Below are 18,105 nucleotides of genomic sequence, written 5' to 3' on the forward strand. Positions count from 1 at the left end.
CCTACCGCTTTCCCACCCAAATGGGCGGTTTTGCGCAAACTACCCACATGGGTGGGAAATAAAACGGGGCGATTATCTTTTTTTGTGCTAAAATTAAAGTACTACTATGAAGAATCAATTATGGATCATGTTCATTGCCCTCACTATCTGTATCGGATGCGGAAAGAGCGATCCACCGCTATCCATCAACCAAACAGAGGTCACCCTGCGTTATCAGGAGGAATTTCTCTTTGCCATCAAGAACGCTGTTATCGTGGAATGGACGTCGAGCGATGAGTTTGTGGGCAAAATAGGAAGCGATGGGACCTTCAAAGCATGCCACATCGGTGAAACCACCATTACCGGAAAAAGCCAAGGAAAGACCTTTACTGCACACATCGTCGTAGAGCCCACGATTACGGGTGTGGCTGAGCCTTTTCTGCAATTTGGGAAAAGGAAACCGGATATCAAGAATTTTGAGATGAGGCAGCTTGCCGACGAGACACCGCAAACCTTGTTTTATACCCAACCATCCACCTACACTTGGGGGGCACGTTATATTTTAGAGGATAACCTGTTGGCGAAGGTTGATCTGCTATGGAACTTTTCCAAAATAGAAGAGAGTACCATTTTTTATGCCGAACGGTATGAATTGATTGGTACGAGCAACAACATCTCCTATTTTACGGACCGGTCCGGTGCCACGGTCGTGCAGCTAACCAGCGATCCTTCGCTTGGTGTGACGGCTAGCTACTCTCAAAACCGCTCCACGGATTAAGCGGGGGTTACTTATATTTCAAAATCAGTTCAGCACGGCTCGTCACCTGCAGTTTCTGATAAATATTCCGGATATGGTATTTTACCGTATCTACACTGACAAACAATTGCGCTGCAACCTCTTTATACGAAGCTCCTCGCTGTAACATGGTCATTATCTCGATTTCGCGCGGCGTCAGCTGCGCTGTCTTTTCATACTGGCTTTTTCCAACCACTGGGTTAAAGTGATCGAAAACTAACCGAGCTACCTGCGGGCTCATCACGGATCCTCCGGCGAGTACTTCCAGCAAACGCTCCTCCATCTGCGGCAATGGTGTACTTTTCAGAAGATAGCCCGAGGCACCGGCGCGAAGGGCCTGAAAAACAGCGTCCCTGTTTTCGAAGACGGTAAACATCACCACTTGAACTTCCGGCATACGTCTTTTGATATACCAGGTCGTTTCGATACCCGATTTACCGGGCAGGCCGATATCGCTCAACACGACATCCAGTGCCTCGTTCTTCCACGTGTCGGTGAACTCTTCAAACGAACGGGCGGAAATGCTTAAGTCAAAAGACGCACTCGATGCAAAAAAAAGTTTCAACGTGTTTAAAACCGGCTCGCGGTCTTCCACGATAGCTAAACGATATTTGATTTTTTTCATTATGCATTCATTTTTTCGTACACCATAGCGCTTGTTTCATCAACGCGCATACCCAGCCGGAACATATGCTGAAGCAGCCAACAGCTGAGTATCAGGTAAAGGAAGCTAATTGTCGTCAATTGATCCATATTCTGCATCAGGAAGCTGCTCTGCATCGAATTGGACAATAGACTCACGACCATCCCTCCTTGCAGCAAGAGCTGTCCCGAATACACCAGACTAAAATACACGACATTTCGCCGGACAGCAAACGAAACGGACGAGAATTCCATATCGTGCAGGTAAACCAACCGCCACTGTGCTATAACGTAGATAAAGGCCATGGAAAACTTAGCGATATAATGCCATTGCTGATCAATATAACCATATTCATGCTGTACACCCATTTTCATATTGTGTACGATCTGTTCGAGCAGTGCCGTTTTCTCTTCTATAGAAGCCATCGCATAAGGGATGGCGTCCATTATACCAAAGACAAACGGCAACAGGTGCAACCACGCATATCGCGGCCATTTGAGTCGTGGGAAGAGCGAGAACAACGTAAAAAAATATGCACAAGGCGCGATGAGGTAATACAGGCCAATGCCCTTGTTATACCATTCCGGAACCGCCCGAATAAAGCCCGTGAAAATGAGTGCGTAGGTAAATGCATGCCAGAAAGACGCCATAGCAAGCAGGGTGATCAAAAGAACGCGCCGGTCCTTGAAACGGACGGTAAAATAGAAAAACCCAATAATGGCCATGGCGGATAGAAACAGTCCCAGCAAGGCAAAAAACATACCCCAGGTTTGCCACTCCTCCCGCCGGGCACCGTATTCCGCTATAAAATCTGTCATATTCTCCATAGTGGATTGCGTAAATTTACCTTTAACTGCACCGTATATAGGTCGTTATCTTGTGTAACAAGTATCGTGGCATTCATTTGTCGCGCTCTGGTCTCCATATTGCGCGTTCCCTGGCCTTTTCTACGTGTACTTTCTGACAAAGGCTGGTTTGCACCATTATTACGGACCTCCATCAGCAGTTCTTTCCGATCGACACGTATGGTAACCGAGACCCATTGGGGCTGTGCATGCTTAACGATATTATGCAAAATTTCTTTAAATAAGAGATAGGTGTTCTGCCGCACAATTTGTGGGATTTCTCGATCCGTTTTGGCATCGCTGTCAAAAAGTACCTGGATACCCTTCGGGTCCAACATCTGCGATGCCAGGTACTCCATGCGCTCCTGTAGACTGCCTCGATAATTATTGCGCACGTCGATCGCCCAAATGATGTCATCCATTGTTTGTACGGCCTCCCGACTGTAGTTTCCGATCGACGCGGCGCTCGCCTGTTTATCTTGTACCACATCCATCGACAGCAGATCCGCCTGCATGGATATGCCGGTTAAAAGACCTCCCACTTCGTCGTGAAGATCCCGGGAAATCTGCTTACGCAAAGCCTTCTCATCTTTTATTCTTTTGGAACGCTGCAGGATAATAAAGATCACGAGTCCGGCTATACTCAGCAGTACCAACGCATAGAAACCCTGCGTTTCAAAAAATGCCGGCTTTTTGATCAGCAACCATGTCCAGGTTTTTTCAAAGCCGCCATTCGTGGACCAGGTACGCACATGTACCTTATATGCTCCAGGACGCAATCCCACCAATGTTATCTGGCCCGACGAAGCCATCGGCTGGAATCCGTCCATCAGCGGGTCTATTTTATAGGACACGTGATAGCTATGCCGATAGTCGTCGGGACGGGCAAAATCCATATTGAAAGTCAGTGCGTCTTCGGACAACATGATGGTGTCGCGCAAGGCATCTGCCGCATAGTAATCCGCATACCTGTTTCCTTTCAAACCGATGCGCAACGACGCGATACGTGGCTCCGGCATCACATTTTGCTGTTGAGCTGTCTGTAATATCTCCTGCGGATCGAAGAAGATATAACCGCCTATTCCGCCCATAAACAATTGTCGCACCGCGGTATCGTAAAAGATCGCCTGATGGTTAAATTCTTCGAAGGGCAACCCATCATTGGTTCGGTAATTAAATATACGGGTATCGTGTACGAGTGATAGCCCGCGGTGCGTTCCGGCAAATATGCTACCCTTGAACGCAAACAGCTGATAGACCGTGTTGCTGCCCAATCCCTGTTGCACATCTATGATACGACTCCCCGAGTCCGTTAGCACGACCATGCCCCGCCCCTTCGTGGCGAGATACTCTTTTTCATCATCTATAAGATGATCATAGATCATTAACTGTTCTTTCCCTTCTGGATAACGCTTTTCATAGCGGAGTCCATCAAATGCATAATATCCATCTTCGGTAGAGTACGTTAGCTGTCTGCCACGATAACGGATAGAGAGAATTCGTTTCCCATCAGTGAAAAAGGCACCGGTGGCATCTAACAAAGGCGCAACTTGGTTCGTCTTTGTATCATATTGCCAAATTCCATTCGATGTACCGACCAGCAGGGTAGTTTCTTTGTATGGTGACAGGCAGTAAGCCAAATCGGAGTATTTATGTGCATATTGCGGTGAAATAATCGGTTTTAAAAAAGTCATTTCACCATGCCCCATGCGTGCCAGAAAACCACTTTCCAAAGCGATATAGGTGGTATCCATATCTTGTATGTAGGTCGCATAATAGTTTTTCTCGGGTGCTTTTTTATAGGTTGAAACACTCCCCTGTTGGGGCATCCGATGGAGAAAGCCATATCCTCCAAAATAATAACAGTTTTGCTGTCGAAACATGCCCCTTGCCGTTCCATATTCGACATAATCAAAAGAAAAAGACGAAGGGAAGACAGCATACAAACCCTGATCGGTCGCTAACAACCATTCGTCCCCAAACTGTCTCCATGCGTTCAGCCGCTTATATAATACATGTTCTGCCAAGCGATGGTAACCCTTTTTCAAGACGGTGAGCGTAGTGTCTCTTGCGAGTTCCATATATTGACCATGGTTGTTAAATAGCATTACCCGATTTCCTTCAGCAAAGCCCCAATGGTTCCAGTTTGTAAAATCATTTTCCTGTTCACTCCGGATGGAAGTCAGTCGGAAGGTCCCATCATAGATATAATATCCATCTCTGTAATTTCGGATCAGCACACCGCCCTTCAGTGGCAGCAAATCTTCTATACAGTCGTCGATCTCCGCAGGAATAAGAGCCACTTGACGCTTCTTTTGGTGGCGGTTATAACCGTACAGATTACCGCCTGCAGCTAACCAAACACCATCATTATCTGCGGTAAACAGGTTGCCTACGGTTAGCCTACCCCTGCGCTTGTCCGCCATAAAGGAAAACAACAATGTCTTTCCATATTGATCAATCTGCCAGACCCGACCATTCTCGGTCGCCACAAAAAAATCAGTTTCGGTTTGGCAGAACGCGATGGCTTTTTTTTCCGTTAGCCCTTCTGCAAAATGTTCATTGAAACAAAAACGCCAAGTTGTTAAATCAAAGATCAACATCCCGTTTCTGGTATTTAGCCAAATACGGCCCCAAGGGTCAATCGCCAAGGTCTGTACTTCATCGAATGGCAGCTTTTCTGCATACAATTTGGCGAAGGGAACGACATGCACCCCATCGTAACGGTATAGCTCCCCGCCGGATACCAGCCATATCAACCCAAAAGGATCCTTCTCCGCCACGGTAAACATGACATGGTGATCGTCTACCCCCTTAAGAACCTGCACATGCCGATAGGGCAGTTTGGCGTATGCTACTGTTATGCCCCAAAGCAGGAGGTAGAGGGATATGATGATGTGTTTGTATTTCACCCCAACTTCTTTCCGTTTTTTTCGTTCTCCTTATCGTACACGATCTTGCGTAGCCCTGAACTGGAAAACCGGTGATCCCGACTGTTGAAATATAATTCAATCCCTTTTTCTTCACAATATTTACGGCCGGTAAAATCTTTGTTGGCATACTCATCGCCCACAATACGCACATCGAGTTTAAAGGAGCGTAAGATATCTTCCAGGTCTTGCTCGGTCGAATAAGGCACAATTTCGTCGACATAGTGACAACCGCGCAGTTGGATATAACGCTCTACGACTGTTTGGGTGGGCGCGTTTTTCTCCGGCCGATCTAATGTTGGGTCCATCTGCAAACCGCAGATCAGGTAATCGCATTGGCGCTTCGCTTCTGCAAGCATCATGATATGCCCTGCGTGCAACAAATCGAATGTTGAAAAGGTAATCCCGACACGTGGCCCGGGGTTGTAGTCTTCTCTTTTTTTTGTTGGTTTGTTTTTCATAGTTGTTGTTGTTTTGTTGTCTGTGAATATTCCAGTGATTTCGCAAGCTCATTTGCGTTGTTAAACCCTCCAGGTTGCGCATCGTTTTGAAAGATATGCGATAATATTTTTACTTTTTTCCAAAGAACTTCCGCAATGAGACTTGTCCGCCGACACTGTTATCGAGTAGTTGTCCTTGATCTACAGCGAGGCGTACACCCAGAAAAAAGTTATTTCGTAATTCTCGCTCGGCCTGGACAAATCCAGAAAACTGCGAGACTGGCGTAAAGGTGTCTTTGTATGGTTCATACCGGATTTCTCCTGTTGATTTACCATATATGCTCGTAGCAAAAGTTCCGTAGTGTCGCGCATACGTTAATTTTGTCTGCAAATTCCAATGACGCAAACGTCCGCAGGCACCTATATGTCCGGCAACAACTCGATTGCTAATAAAATAGTCCGCAGGGTCATTGGCTTGCCCCTCTTTAACCGTGTGTTCCGGTACGATAAGAGGTGTCCCCATACCTTGCGCTTTATACGACCAGCCTTCTGTATAGTAATAATTGTTATAATAGTCCTCGTCACCAGATGCAGTAGGCTTTGACCAAGGATACCCGGCCTGATCTTTTGAATAGAAAAATTCGAATAGCAACTTCTGCCAATCCCAGTTTTTATCAGTCGTATTATATTGCTTATTCTTTAAGGTAATGCCATTAAGCCCATCCGCTATATTCGCTAACTTGGATATAGCACCGACCTCATAAACATTCTGCCGGTAAGCCAAGAGCTGTATTTGATCCCAATCATAGGAAAGACCTAAATCAATAGAGCCTAACTGATTCCCTAGTTTTGATCGAGGGATGGGTATGTTGCCGCCACCATAAGCTTTTCCCCAAAATACATACCATAATGTTTCGACATTATTCAGCGTATAACTGTCTCCATATACTTTCTTTTCACTGCCCCACTGCGCCTGATGATTAATTCCTCCATACAGGTTCAGCCGCCAATGGGGTTTGCCGATACGCCCATATAAGGATTTTTGGTGAAGGAGTGTAGGATGCGCATATTTATCGGTAGGCACCAAAAACTGATTCGCCGCGATGGGTATTTCCCCCATCAAACCATTGGCAAAATTTCCTTTAAACGAGAACAGGCCATCCCACCATGGTAAGCGGTAATATTCCGGTATACGTATATCGAGCATCGGTATACCCAATGCATTCCCCGACACCGCGAAATTTCCCGAGCTTAACAACGTATCTCCGTTTAGGCCCATTACATCCTTGGTCCGCCCTAACTTGGCTTCGAACATAGCATAACGAGCTTTTACATGCGCATCGATCAGCTGAATTTCTGCTTTATGCCCTATATTGGTTCGTACTTCCAATCCATAGCCCCAGTCCCAAGATGACGTCGATTTATCTTGCCGATCTGTCCACTCACCTTGTATCGCATAGTTTTTCGCGGCTCGCACCAGCAAACCTCCGGAAGCACCGTCTAGTGGAATAGAACCAAACTGATTCGAACGCATCCAAAACGGCACTATGTCATTGCTGGTATAACCGGCAAGTAGGCTGACATCTACATATTGTCGGGTCGTGTCTGTCTGCGCTTTTACCTTTGTACTTAAAAGCAAAATACCACAGTAAAATGTAAGGCTCAAAAAAAGAATGTTTAATCTTTTCATAGCGGTCAGGTTAATGCGGAATGCATCGCCGATTTTTAGTCAATTAGTTTCGACTGATGCTTATCCAATGTATTATAAATCTTCTTCACATCCTGTGATTTCTCCTTTTGTACAAATAGCAGTGCGTCATCTGTATATACGACAATCGTATTTTTTAAGCCGACAAAGGCCGTATAGAGGTCTAATCCAATGACCATATTGCCTTGCTCATCCACGGCGTAACCGGTAGACAATAGGTAATCATATAATGCTTCAAATGATCCGAGATCAGACCACTCGAATTGTGTCGCTACAACACGAATTTTCTTCGAGCGCTCCATGACGGCATAATCAATACTGATGGATGGAATCTTTTTAGACAGTGCTTCGTCCAGCTTACCGCCCTTTTGCTGTTCCCATGCAGCAAGTGCTGCGGCGTATACTTTCGGTTCGAACGCTTGTAGTTCATGTAATAGCGTATCGGCACGAAAACAGAACATGCCGGAGTTCCAAAGAAAGTTACCGCGTTCGATAAAATCCTCGGCTGTATCTTGATTTGGTTTTTCACGGAAGGACAGCACACGCTCATCTTCATATTCGATATAACCATATCCGGTCTCTGGTCTTGTGGGTTGGACACCGAAGGTTACAATATAGCCGTCTTTTGCTTTTTTTATACCGGTTTCTATCGCTTCTTGGTAGGCTTGTTCTCCAACGATGACGTGATCGGAGGGAGTAACCACCAAAATGTCGTCCGGGTTTGCTGCAAATGCTGCGAACGCAATCGCCGCAGCTGTGTTGCGAGGTATAGATTCTATGATATCCGTATAAACTATACCTTGGCTATCTAGTACCTCTCTACTTAGCTGGTAATTATCGCGGTTACCAACGACCATTACGTGATCGCAGAGTACCTTGTTCCGTTGTACCGTCATGCCAAAGAGTGAGCCTTCTTTAAAAAGATTTAGGTATTGTTTTGGATTGCTCTTACGCGATAAGGGCCACAACCGGCTTCCTACGCCTCCTGATAAAAGTACGTGTATAATGCTGCTCATTTTTTTTCTTCGAAAGGGTTTCTATAAATCTTCAACTTTTCTTTTAATATGAGACCGAGGAAGGGTAAATCATCGATCATATAGCGTTTCCAAAGACGTTTAGGCTCTTTAAACAACCGATAAGCCCACTCTAATGACATTTTTTGCATCCAGACCGGAGCACGTTTTAATGTCCCGGCTTCAAAGTCAATTGTGGCGCCCAGTGCCATAAACAACTTGATATTTGAAAGCCTGTCTTTATACTTATAAATCCATTTTTCTTGCTTAGGAGCACCAACTCCTACGACTAAGACGGTTGCGTCAGAGGTATTGATTAAACTCAAAATTTCTTCGCATTCTTGTTCATCATTTTCAAAGCCAAAACTGGGAGAATGTGAAGCAACCACCATATTGCGTCCGACTTTTTTGTTAATTTCTTCTTGTGCTTTTCGCGCTATCCCTTCTGCAGCACCTAGCAGAAATATTCGTATTTGGTCATTATCTTTATGATGTTGATAATAAGCCGAAAAAAAAGAAGAACCTGGGATCACTTCCTTTACTGGCTTTCCAAGAAACGTTAATCCTAATTGTACGATCTTGCTATCACATACGATCCAATCTACGTTTTGATAGATATCATAAAATAACCTGTCTTTTTGGAGTTTGATAATATGATCCACATTCGGGGTAATAAAGATCCCATCAGTAAGTTGGCGTAATAAATCGTCCTGTTTGATGTTGTTTAAATGAATATTAAACAAGGATATTTTGTAAGCTATTTTTTCGTCTTTCATGTTTTATCTTCTAGCAAATCCTCGTAAATAGACGTTAATTGTTTGCATACGCTCTCAGGAAAAAATGGACGTACCGTTTCAAAACATTTTTTCCCGTATTCAGGTAGTAAAGCGGGATGATCAATAAAAAATTGGACGGCTTCTTTTATCTGTTTCAAATTACCTGCTTCTATCAAAATCCCGTTTTCATAAGAATATACAATTTCAGGAATGCCACCAACATTTGTGGAAATAACAGGTCGCGCATAACTCATGGCTTCCAGGATAGCAACAGGCAACCCTTCGTTGTAAGAGGGAAGAATATAGACATCTGCCCATGCGAAGCAATCCGCTTTCTTTTCTCCTGAAACCCAACCCTCATATTTGACGAATCGAGACAATCCATTTTCATTGATAAACGTGTGGATATCGCCATCGACTGCATTTCCACCAATACGTAAAAGAAGTTTGTTCTGGAAGAGCTCTTTATTATCTTTCAGCATCGTTAGTAAATCATAAATTCCCTTCCGGTTACTTATTTCTCCAAGAAACAGTAAATGTAATTTATCATCGGATCGCTGCTCGGGTGATCCTGTGGGAGGCGTGACCATGTTATTTAGCACACGGATGTTAGCTTCACTCACGCCAATGCTCGCAAAATATTTTTCCCACGATTGAGATAAGACAATCAACGTATCACACAAATTAAGTGTACGGACAATATTCGGTTTATCGTGGCTGTTTTCAAAGAATTCCTTAAAGTCAGCAGCATGTTGGTGCATAATGACTTTTTTTCTAAAAAACTTTCCCATTTTTATGAAAATTCTCTTTCGATAGAAGGAAGCATTTGCAGCGCCGTGAATATGCAGTATCTTGATGCGTTGATCGACTAATAACAAGAGAAAACAACGCATCACCGCTTGGAAGGCATAAAATGCCTTTACGAATTTATTGCCCAATCTCCACGTAGGTATGAAACGGTTTTTCTCAAAATATTTTGCGTACGAAACCAATACAGCGGTCATTCCGCCATAGGTGGATTTCGACACGCCTATCATTAGTATCTTATTTGCAATTTTCTTAGGTATAATAAACTGATCCGTCATGTCCAATTCGTTAAAGTACTTCAAACCCGCAATGCATTAGACAAGAAGTTTAGGGAATCATTCCTTATTTCATTCAATTTGATATCGACTGTGTCATAGTCAATCTTATTATCTATCACGCTACATATATCGCCATTAAATATACGCTCCCTTTCAATCTTTAAAACGTCGAAAAGACTATCAATCCGTGAGTTACGGGATGTTTTACTCGCATTTGCAAATCGGTAAAAAGTCATAAACTGACGGTGGAAAATAATGGAAAATATAGTACAATGAAATGAATCTGTACAAACATACGTTGCGTTACTGATATACTTCACGAAGTCGTTAGGATCCACGAAATATGGCGCTTCATCCCCGAAAGACTCATCTTCTGCCACATATTCGTCCATATGGCGAATTGTTATTATTTTGTAGCCTGTTTTTTGTTTTAACGAATTGACGGCGCGTCGAGATTCTTGGTTATCACCTAAGAAGTAGCAAAAAATATAGGGATCTTTCTCGTTAGGCCGAGCATCGGCTATCTCTGTTTCCCATTCTTCGCGCGACAACAACAGTGTCGGATCAGCGACTACTTTAGCAACCTTGTTGGATAATGTATCAACAATGATCTTTCCTTGTTGCTCACGGACTCCAAGAGACGAAAAACGATCTAGGTATTTTCCCGTCGCTTTGCGTTGAAAGGCGGGTATCTCTGAAACACCGAAACTAGCAGCATAAGCTATTTTTGGTATATTATCATCGACAAAGAGCAGATTATAAAATTTATTTGGCAAACTCATTGGGGTCCAAACTTGGTCACTACCGACTACAACAGCTTTATATTTTTTGGAACCTTCGTTCAAATTTTGGTATCCGATATGTTCGCGAAAAAGCGGAATCAATTTTTTTGACTTATATTCGTTGACGGCTTTTGTCCGCTCGGCAATGCCTTTAGCATAATGCGGGTACTTTTGTTCAATCTTTTTGGCAGTAAATCTATTGTAGATCTCTTTAGCTTCACCTACCCGAATCGCATTAATCACAAACTCTATTTTCTGTTTAATAGATAATTTTTTCTTGTAATTAATTATCTCGCAATCGTACCCTAGATTACTTATTTTCTTAACTAACGAATATCCAACCAGCGCTGTCCCGTAATTGTTGTGTCCCTCGTTATAGGCTATTACACATCCTATTTTCTTTTCCATTGATATATCTTTTATAGTTTCATTTTCCTAATGTCATACCATATATTGTCTTCCAATAGTAGCTTCCTGTAAACAACTTGCCGTCATCAGTAACATATATTGGTTGAATCAATGCGCTATCATTAGACAAATCGTTAGTGCCGCTGTAATAAGGATTATCTGGGTTAGTAACGTCAAATATCGCCACCCCCTTTTCGCCAAAATTTAGATAAACATTATTTTCGAATTTTTTCAGGTAACTAGGTTGCCTATCTCCTGTCGTCTTATGGTACCAGTCACTAACTGGAATGAGCACCATTTTTTTTTCTATATTGTCAAGATCAGACAAATCAGCTACTAACAACCCCCTTCTATCCGATTTTACACTAACCTTTTCAGTCTGTGTGGCGTAAGTTGCATAGAGATACGGATAATCGACAATCACGTCCATCGTTTGATAAAAGGGCATCTGGTTAACTAAAAAGGACTCATTCAGGGAGATCTCAGTTACGGCAGTTGCTTTACCGCTGTGATCTAGTTCCCATATCCCGATTCCTTCGGCGAAATGAGCAAATGCGACATATAGTTTATTGTCATTTTCAAAGAAATCGAATCCTTGATACTCTCTATGTTTATGGTGTTTGTAAGAAAATATTTCCTTGGGGTTGCTAGGATTTATTGCATCGAAAATTATAAATCCCCCAATCCCCGAAACAAGTAAATATCTGTCCAAATACTGTTGAACCTCTACCAACTTCATATCCGAATTAATTTTCCGTACAGATTCAAGGTTGTCCTTCTGCAAAACGACTAAGCTTCCAATCTCAGAAGAATTATTAGTAAAACTTCTTGTAGTCATATATAGATACCTCCCGTGAACACAGCCTCCTCTGGCGATGACTCTAGCGGAGGTGAACTCATCATTTTCTGCCAAGAGAATTAAATTCTTAGGATCCGAAGCGAGATACTTTCTTACACCATAATATCCCATAGCGTATAGTGTATCTTGTTCAGAAAAAAGATACCAATTGCCTTTAGCGAAAGATCGAAATATATCGGTTTTATAGTGAGGATTTAAGCGAATATAGATCGTGGCTACACCCAAAACGCACAGCATACATATTAACCAGCGTGATATTTTCTTCCTTGCGCTGATCATATCATGAAGTAGTTATAAATCTGTATACTCTATTGATAATTTCCATATCAATATTAGCATCGAATTTACGGGCGAAAAGGCAATGACTTTCGATTAATTTTTGATAATCTTCTTCTCTCAAAACCTTTGGATACTCAACATCATTCCAATCAATATACCGTAGACTATCATTTTCTATTTGTAGGTTTTCTAGTTGCATGACAATCGTTTGATAAAAAAATTCATCAGCACAATTAGTCCATTTGAATCGACTAATATATTCCGGATGATCATCCAAAAATTTCATTATTTTCTCAACACATCCATGTGTTATGTTTAGCCAATTGGGGCCTTTATAAAAATCATACTTCGTAGATCGAGGTGATACTTTTGAATAAACTGCAAATAAGAAATATTGGAGACTAAACAAATACTTATCCCATAAATTACCACCTCTATGAAACCAATTTGGCCAATACTTTGTCACCCGATCTAAACCACCTTTCTGTCTAGTGCCCTTCGTTACTTTTTCCTCGATAGAAATATACTCTTTGTCATTATCATAAAAAAAACGAATAATCTGTTCATTAGATTTAATAGGAAGATCTTGCCCGGATATGAGCAAATATCTATCATACCGCTTCTCAAATGCTTTTTCTAACAGAAACTGTACGGCTAAAATCTGCGAATAGCCACCCCAGTATACTTTTAGTTCTTTATACGCGTAAACATTTTGATCAATGATGTCTTCTGGACACACGCTACTTTTCTTATCAATATGAACAAAAACATGAAAGTCTCTAGATAAATACCGGATTAACCGAACGGTTTGTTCATCTTTTCGGTGAATCAACATTATTATAGCAATTTTCATCATATATTTACTCTGTCGATAAAACTTTCTTAATTAAACCTTTTGAAATTTCCCAATATCTTGATATCCAAAAATTAGTGATCTCAAAAGCCAATTCTCTTCTGTACTTCGTCGGTATAGATGAGTTGATTTCATTTTTATATCGTTTTCTGTACGATTTACTAAGCATTGGATTTTTTGAAATAGCTGAACTCGGTCTCCACATATAATGGTAAACATGATCAGGAATTAATGTAATTTGTTTCGCATTATATCCTAAACGGAGGTTCATTATAAAATCTTCTCCATGCGTGATTTTTGAGGAAATATTAAACGAGTTTAGGTCAAATAGTGATATTCTAGTCAATCGACCAAATGGCCCCCACGTAACATATTTTCTGAGTAATTTTTTTGAATATTGGACACCATTCAACTTTGCATAAGTATACTCTCTTTTAAACTTAAACGGACCTGTATATTTCAAACTACCACACACCATATCAGTATCCTCATCAACATGATTAAACAACAGCTCTATCGATCGCTCAAACAGCTCGTCGTCCGAGTCGACGAAGGAAACCCATTCGCCAGTACAATTCTCCAAACCGACTTTTCGAGCAATCGTTACCCCTTCATTTTCTTTATGAATAACCTTTATCCTAGAATCTTTCTTTGACCACGTATCACAAATATTACCAGAAGAGTCAGAAGATCCATCATTAACTAATATAATCTCAATCGTATTAAATGACTGACTAACAAGGCTTGCTAAACATCTATCAAGAAATTCCTCTGAATTATAAATTGGAACAACAATACTTATCAGCGGTGTGCTTTTCATTTATTCATTTTTTTAATTAATGTCTTATATCGCGTTTCCACAGCCAAATCAAAGAACCTCGCATAAAACAAAAAAAGTAAGATAATTATATAGTAAGTCAGCAAATACACTTCTGTTAAACAGGCAAAATTATATGCTATGAACATTATCGTGAAAAAAACATAATATGGTTTAAGTCGATACTTCTTAATGAAAAATGTTCTTAACGCTCTCCATACAACTGTAAAAAAAGCTAAGAAACCAATTAAGCCGCACTGTAATAATATTTGTAATATAGTATTGTGTGCATGTCTGTTCCCTTGAACTAGCCATCCTATTGAAGATAGACCGTAGCCAAAAAAAGGTTGATTGGAAAATAGCATAATCGCCTCATCCCAAATGACTAGCCTTCCCGTAAAAGTGATATCTTTATTTAGAATATCCACAATGAAAAATTCGAATAAGTATTGTAATCTGAATAAGACAATACTTAGAAACACAATAAAAATGATGAGTAAAGCTGTTTTCATTTGAAACAACTTTGGGACTCTTCGATAAAGAAACATGCTCAGGATAAATATTAGAGCAGCGGTATATAGTGTCCCTACGTTTAATAAGATAATGTTACCGCAGATCACTAAGAGTCCAAAAACATTGATCACTTTTCTATAATAACCTATTCTTTTGGTTAGATAGAACAGGATAAACCAAATAAACAACAAGGGACTTATTTGGTTATCTAATCCCAAAAAATTAATCCTTGAGGAATTCCAAATTGAATCAGTTTGGAACAGTCCATCCGGATATACTATTAGATAAAACAGATTAAGAAACAACATGAATCCAAGGCAAATGAAGTAGACAAACAGAAAACCAGCAGGACTTTTCCTGACATAATAGCCAAACATGCAACAATAAAATATTATTGCACCCATTTCGTTTACAATCGACGAAATATCATTTGAATTTATGAAAACCGCTATTGCCCATACACCTAAAAATACTAAGACACTTTTATCAAATGAACTCAAAGACCCCTGATTACCATACAAGAAAAGGATAACTACGAGACTGACCATTTTATAATAAAAAAGCAATTGATAAAAAGGAGATTGATAATCAGTCGTAACTTGCGTCAATGGTGTAAGTAAAGCGATAAACGGAAATAGCAATAAAAATATGCCTAGCATATCACTTTTATTTGGTCGTCTAGCTAATAATTTTCTTATCGCTACTGATTTTGTCATAGCCAACTTATTTTATGCAATAAATTCTCTAATGAATCTCATTGAGCGTTCTCTCAACTCATCAATTTTGCTACTGACCTCTGCGTAATTGGGTTCATCTGATAAATTTAGATTCACAACGTCTACCAAATTAACAAACCTATCCATCAACCCCAATTGTGTCAAAAGGAAAGAAGCTCTATCGTCTTTGCTATCAAAGTTTATCTTCTTCAAATACCAAAAGTTTTTTCTGAACATAACCGAGAATATAGTACCGTGAAATGATGATGTGAGCACCAACTCAGCATCCTTTATACAAGAAAGATAAGAGCTTGGACCGCCCTTTGGAGCTAATTTAATTCCATATTTCGCTAAATTCCTTCTTGACCACTCCTTTGCATCAATTATATAAATAGGTAAGTGCAATTTTTTGGACACCTCCAATATATATTCTATTGCCGTTTTTGTGTAAGTTATCGTGTACCAAAATATGTACTTTTCCTTAATTCCGGTTTCTGAACATAACGGTATATAGTCCTCTGTATTCAACAGAAGTGTGGGATCTGCCGTAATTTGGACCGGGATAGACGTCAATTCTTCTAGCCATTTTTTAGCGTTGTATTCACGAACAGAAAGTGCTGAGAAATTGTTAATGAATCTAGCATACTCGTCTACATCACTAATCGTATTAATATTTGTTGCACCGAAGCTTACAGCATATGCTACTTTTTTACTAGATTTTACGAATGGGAGAAAATAAGCTTTATCGGCATCCTGAGCCTTTGTATTCCAAATCTGATCACTACCGCATACAACCACGTCGTACCGATTATCACACGCTAATAAACCCTCACTAGTTTTAATTCGGTTTGATGAAAGAACTAAATAATTATTAGAAAACTCTTCAAAATCGTTGTATCTTTTCTTCAGCTTTTGATAATACAATAAGTTCAGACCTATTCTGGCCATTTGTTTGATCGTACGAGGGAAATACAGTATGGAGTACATCCTTTGCTGATTATGATTTGAAAAATCTATAATTTCATTAGGCAAATTGAATTTATCTTTCAATACTTTTTGAAAGGCATACGCTTGCAACATAGATCCATTATTATGCGAAGCGTGAAAAGTCATGATTCCTACCATTTTATTATTCATTTTTTCAGTATCTTATATAACATATTAGTAACCAGTTGCTTTTCGTCATCACAAAACCCTGTATAATAAACACTGATAAAAAAAGCGATAATTGATACAGGAAATGTAATTAATAACCTAAGGTCAAAATCGAATAAAGTTGTGATTATCAAACAAACTGATAAAATAACTATTGTCGGAATGATCTCTTTCGAAAAAACGCGATCTACATACAATCTTATGGACAAATTCGCTTGAACTTTCAAAAAATAAATTCTAAAGGCACAAGCAAGTGACTCAATAAATACAGCACAAACCAAAACCGAATGAGGGGGTAATCCCTGCTTCAATAAAATATACGAAACCGGGACATTCATGAGCACAACTCCGCCAATAACCAGTTGATAAGCCCGGATTTTTCCAGTGGCTTGAATAGCAGATTGTAAACCTATAGTAGTTTGATTGATCAGCGTTGTAATTAGATATAGAGAACAGAAAACAACGGTGTATTCCGGCACATCTTTTAACCATAACCTAAGAATGGAAGGCATTTCAAAAATAGCTGGAATGGCAATGAATGACACTAAGAAAAAACCTAATTTACTAGCCATCATTGACAGTTTTAGCATTCGTTTTCGGTCACTCACACCCTCACTTTTCATAATTTGGGGATTGATAGCCTTAAGAAGGGTCGCTGAAAAAAAAACAAGTTGTCCAGCAACTTGATTTGCAATACCATAAGCAGCACTCACTATCGTTCCAAAAAAAACATTTAAAACAACTGCAATACCCTGATTTCTACCGACAACGCAAGCAGATCCAAAGAGATTCCATCCTGCGAAACCGCCCAGGTTTTTCATTAACAATTTATCATATTTGTAGTTTAATATCGTACACTCATCATACTTTTTAAGAGTGTACAGAGCGTATAACAGAAATGAGACAAAAGTAACACCTGCCATAAAGAGTCCATAGTAAGCTAATCTTTGGCTTGCGATAAAATAGCTAAGAGAAATGGCAATTATCAATTTCATTATCGCTTCGAGAATATTAACTATAGCAATCCACAACATATTCTCATGCGCATTTAATAACGCAGTAAATGGTACGGAAACTATTGTAAAAAATACAGAGACTGCCATATAAAGATAAACTGTCTTGGCGATTGGTACGCGCTCCGAAGGTATATTTAAAACCCCGTCAAATAGAAACTGAGACAATATAAGAAGGAAAAAGACCACGAGTACTCCAAGTACAAGGTGTAAAATCCAACTGTTGATAAAAACCTTTTTACGAACAGAAAAATTTTCTTTCCCATGATAAAAAGACAAAAATCGCTGAGTCGCTGATGCCATTGCAGCATTCAGAAACGACAACATGGTTATAACCCCTGCGATCAAATTAAAAATACCGTAATCCGAGACTCCTAAAGAACTCAAAACTATCCGTGTAGAGTATAACGACACACAGATCGTTAGAAGCATTTTTAAGTATAAAATAACAGTATTTATAGCTACTCTTTCTGACGCAGCAGTACGATCTCCCAT

Annotated in this window: 16 protein-coding genes; 1 reads left to right on the plus strand and 15 read right to left on the minus strand. The window is 40.3% G+C overall.

Going from position 1 to position 18,105, the window contains the following annotated elements; all coding sequences use genetic code 11:
- The first annotated feature begins 106 nt into the window (after window positions 1-106).
- Window positions 107-757, plus strand: coding sequence for a hypothetical protein (locus tag G5B43_RS18410; RefSeq protein ID WP_165296276.1), 651 nt, complete (start codon window positions 107-109; stop codon window positions 755-757).
- Between the two features lie 7 nt (window positions 758-764).
- On the opposite strand, the gene G5B43_RS18415 is transcribed toward G5B43_RS18410, so the two are convergent.
- The 15 genes from G5B43_RS18415 to G5B43_RS18485 all read right to left on the minus strand — a co-directional run bounded on the left by G5B43_RS18415 (window position 765) and on the right by G5B43_RS18485 (window position 18,105).
- A complete protein-coding gene (locus tag G5B43_RS18415; protein ID WP_165296277.1) occupies window positions 765-1,400 on the minus strand; it encodes a response regulator in 636 nt (211 codons plus the stop codon).
- Window positions 1,400-2,245, minus strand: a complete 846-nt coding sequence (locus tag G5B43_RS18420; protein ID WP_165296278.1) for a hypothetical protein — start codon at window positions 2,243-2,245, stop codon at window positions 1,400-1,402. Before G5B43_RS18420 ends, G5B43_RS18415 begins: the two co-directional genes overlap by 1 nt.
- Entirely contained in the window at window positions 2,233-5,175 is a 2,943-nt protein-coding gene (locus tag G5B43_RS19645) for a histidine kinase (RefSeq protein WP_165296279.1), read from the minus strand. The genes G5B43_RS18420 and G5B43_RS19645 overlap by 13 nt, the downstream gene beginning before the upstream one ends.
- The gene (locus G5B43_RS18430) at window positions 5,172-5,654 is read right to left on the minus strand and encodes an adenylyltransferase/cytidyltransferase family protein (RefSeq protein WP_165296280.1); all 483 of its coding nucleotides are present in this window, start codon (window positions 5,652-5,654) and stop codon (window positions 5,172-5,174) included. Before G5B43_RS18430 ends, G5B43_RS19645 begins: the two co-directional genes overlap by 4 nt.
- A 109-nt stretch (window positions 5,655-5,763) precedes the next feature.
- Window positions 5,764-7,323: a capsule assembly Wzi family protein gene (locus tag G5B43_RS18435; RefSeq protein ID WP_165296281.1), complete on the minus strand. Its 1,560-nt coding sequence runs from the start codon at window positions 7,321-7,323 to the stop codon at window positions 5,764-5,766.
- Window positions 7,324-7,358: 35 nt separating this feature from the next.
- Window positions 7,359-8,357 (minus strand): mannose-1-phosphate guanylyltransferase, encoded by a 999-nt coding sequence (locus tag G5B43_RS18440; protein WP_165296282.1) that lies wholly within the window; start codon window positions 8,355-8,357, stop codon window positions 7,359-7,361.
- Window positions 8,354-9,130, minus strand: a complete 777-nt coding sequence (locus tag G5B43_RS18445) for a WecB/TagA/CpsF family glycosyltransferase (RefSeq protein WP_165296283.1) — start codon at window positions 9,128-9,130, stop codon at window positions 8,354-8,356. Before G5B43_RS18445 ends, G5B43_RS18440 begins: the two co-directional genes overlap by 4 nt.
- Window positions 9,127-10,239 carry a glycosyltransferase family 4 protein gene (locus G5B43_RS18450; RefSeq protein ID WP_206367422.1) on the minus strand — a complete coding sequence of 371 codons (1,113 nt, stop codon included), beginning with the start codon at window positions 10,237-10,239 and terminating at the stop codon, window positions 9,127-9,129. The genes G5B43_RS18445 and G5B43_RS18450 overlap by 4 nt, the downstream gene beginning before the upstream one ends.
- Window positions 10,236-11,405, minus strand: a complete 1,170-nt coding sequence (locus tag G5B43_RS18455; protein ID WP_165296284.1) for a polysaccharide pyruvyl transferase family protein — start codon at window positions 11,403-11,405, stop codon at window positions 10,236-10,238. Before G5B43_RS18455 ends, G5B43_RS18450 begins: the two co-directional genes overlap by 4 nt.
- Before the next feature lie 19 nt (window positions 11,406-11,424).
- Window positions 11,425-12,543, minus strand: coding sequence for a hypothetical protein (locus G5B43_RS18460; protein ID WP_165296285.1), 1,119 nt, complete (start codon window positions 12,541-12,543; stop codon window positions 11,425-11,427).
- A 1-nt stretch (window position 12,544) separates the two neighbouring features.
- Window positions 12,545-13,399, minus strand: a complete 855-nt coding sequence (locus tag G5B43_RS18465) for a beta-1,6-N-acetylglucosaminyltransferase (RefSeq protein ID WP_165296286.1) — start codon at window positions 13,397-13,399, stop codon at window positions 12,545-12,547.
- 4 nt (window positions 13,400-13,403) lie between these two features.
- The gene (locus tag G5B43_RS18470) at window positions 13,404-14,216 is read right to left on the minus strand and encodes a glycosyltransferase family 2 protein (RefSeq protein ID WP_165296287.1); all 813 of its coding nucleotides are present in this window, start codon (window positions 14,214-14,216) and stop codon (window positions 13,404-13,406) included.
- Window positions 14,213-15,442: an O-antigen ligase family protein gene (locus tag G5B43_RS18475; RefSeq protein WP_165296288.1), complete on the minus strand. Its 1,230-nt coding sequence runs from the start codon at window positions 15,440-15,442 to the stop codon at window positions 14,213-14,215. Before G5B43_RS18475 ends, G5B43_RS18470 begins: the two co-directional genes overlap by 4 nt.
- Window positions 15,443-15,454: 12 nt before the next feature.
- Window positions 15,455-16,579, minus strand: coding sequence for a polysaccharide pyruvyl transferase family protein (locus G5B43_RS18480; RefSeq protein WP_165296289.1), 1,125 nt, complete (start codon window positions 16,577-16,579; stop codon window positions 15,455-15,457).
- A complete protein-coding gene (locus tag G5B43_RS18485) occupies window positions 16,576-18,105 on the minus strand; it encodes an MATE family efflux transporter (protein WP_165296290.1) in 1,530 nt (509 codons plus the stop codon). Before G5B43_RS18485 ends, G5B43_RS18480 begins: the two co-directional genes overlap by 4 nt.

This window comes from Sphingobacterium sp. SGR-19 (assembly GCF_011043555.1).
Taxonomy (GTDB): Bacteria; Bacteroidota; Bacteroidia; order Sphingobacteriales; family Sphingobacteriaceae; genus Sphingobacterium.

Bases quoted from the DNA above. Each gene is read 5' to 3' on its own strand.
- G5B43_RS18430 (WP_165296280.1), bottom strand. From the start codon at position 5,654: ATGAAAAACAAACCAACAAAAAAAAGAGAAGACTACAACCCCGGGCCA.
- G5B43_RS18420 (WP_165296278.1), bottom strand. From the start codon at position 2,245: ATGGAGAATATGACAGATTTTATAGCGGAATACGGTGCCCGGCGGGAG.
- G5B43_RS18455 (WP_165296284.1), bottom strand. From the start codon at position 11,405: ATGGAAAAGAAAATAGGATGTGTAATAGCCTATAACGAGGGACACAAC.
- G5B43_RS18470 (WP_165296287.1), bottom strand. From the start codon at position 14,216: ATGAAAAGCACACCGCTGATAAGTATTGTTGTTCCAATTTATAATTCA.
- G5B43_RS18445 (WP_165296283.1), bottom strand. From the start codon at position 9,130: ATGAAAGACGAAAAAATAGCTTACAAAATATCCTTGTTTAATATTCAT.
- G5B43_RS18415 (WP_165296277.1), bottom strand. From the start codon at position 1,400: ATGAAAAAAATCAAATATCGTTTAGCTATCGTGGAAGACCGCGAGCCG.
- G5B43_RS18435 (WP_165296281.1), bottom strand. From the start codon at position 7,323: ATGAAAAGATTAAACATTCTTTTTTTGAGCCTTACATTTTACTGTGGT.
- G5B43_RS18485 (WP_165296290.1), bottom strand. From the start codon at position 18,105: ATGGGAGATCGTACTGCTGCGTCAGAAAGAGTAGCTATAAATACTGTT.
- G5B43_RS18460 (WP_165296285.1), bottom strand. From the start codon at position 12,543: ATGATCAGCGCAAGGAAGAAAATATCACGCTGGTTAATATGTATGCTG.
- G5B43_RS18475 (WP_165296288.1), bottom strand. From the start codon at position 15,442: ATGACAAAATCAGTAGCGATAAGAAAATTATTAGCTAGACGACCAAAT.
- G5B43_RS18440 (WP_165296282.1), bottom strand. From the start codon at position 8,357: ATGAGCAGCATTATACACGTACTTTTATCAGGAGGCGTAGGAAGCCGG.
- G5B43_RS18410 (WP_165296276.1), top strand. From the start codon at position 107: ATGAAGAATCAATTATGGATCATGTTCATTGCCCTCACTATCTGTATC.
- G5B43_RS18480 (WP_165296289.1), bottom strand. From the start codon at position 16,579: ATGAATAATAAAATGGTAGGAATCATGACTTTTCACGCTTCGCATAAT.
- G5B43_RS18465 (WP_165296286.1), bottom strand. From the start codon at position 13,399: ATGATGAAAATTGCTATAATAATGTTGATTCACCGAAAAGATGAACAA.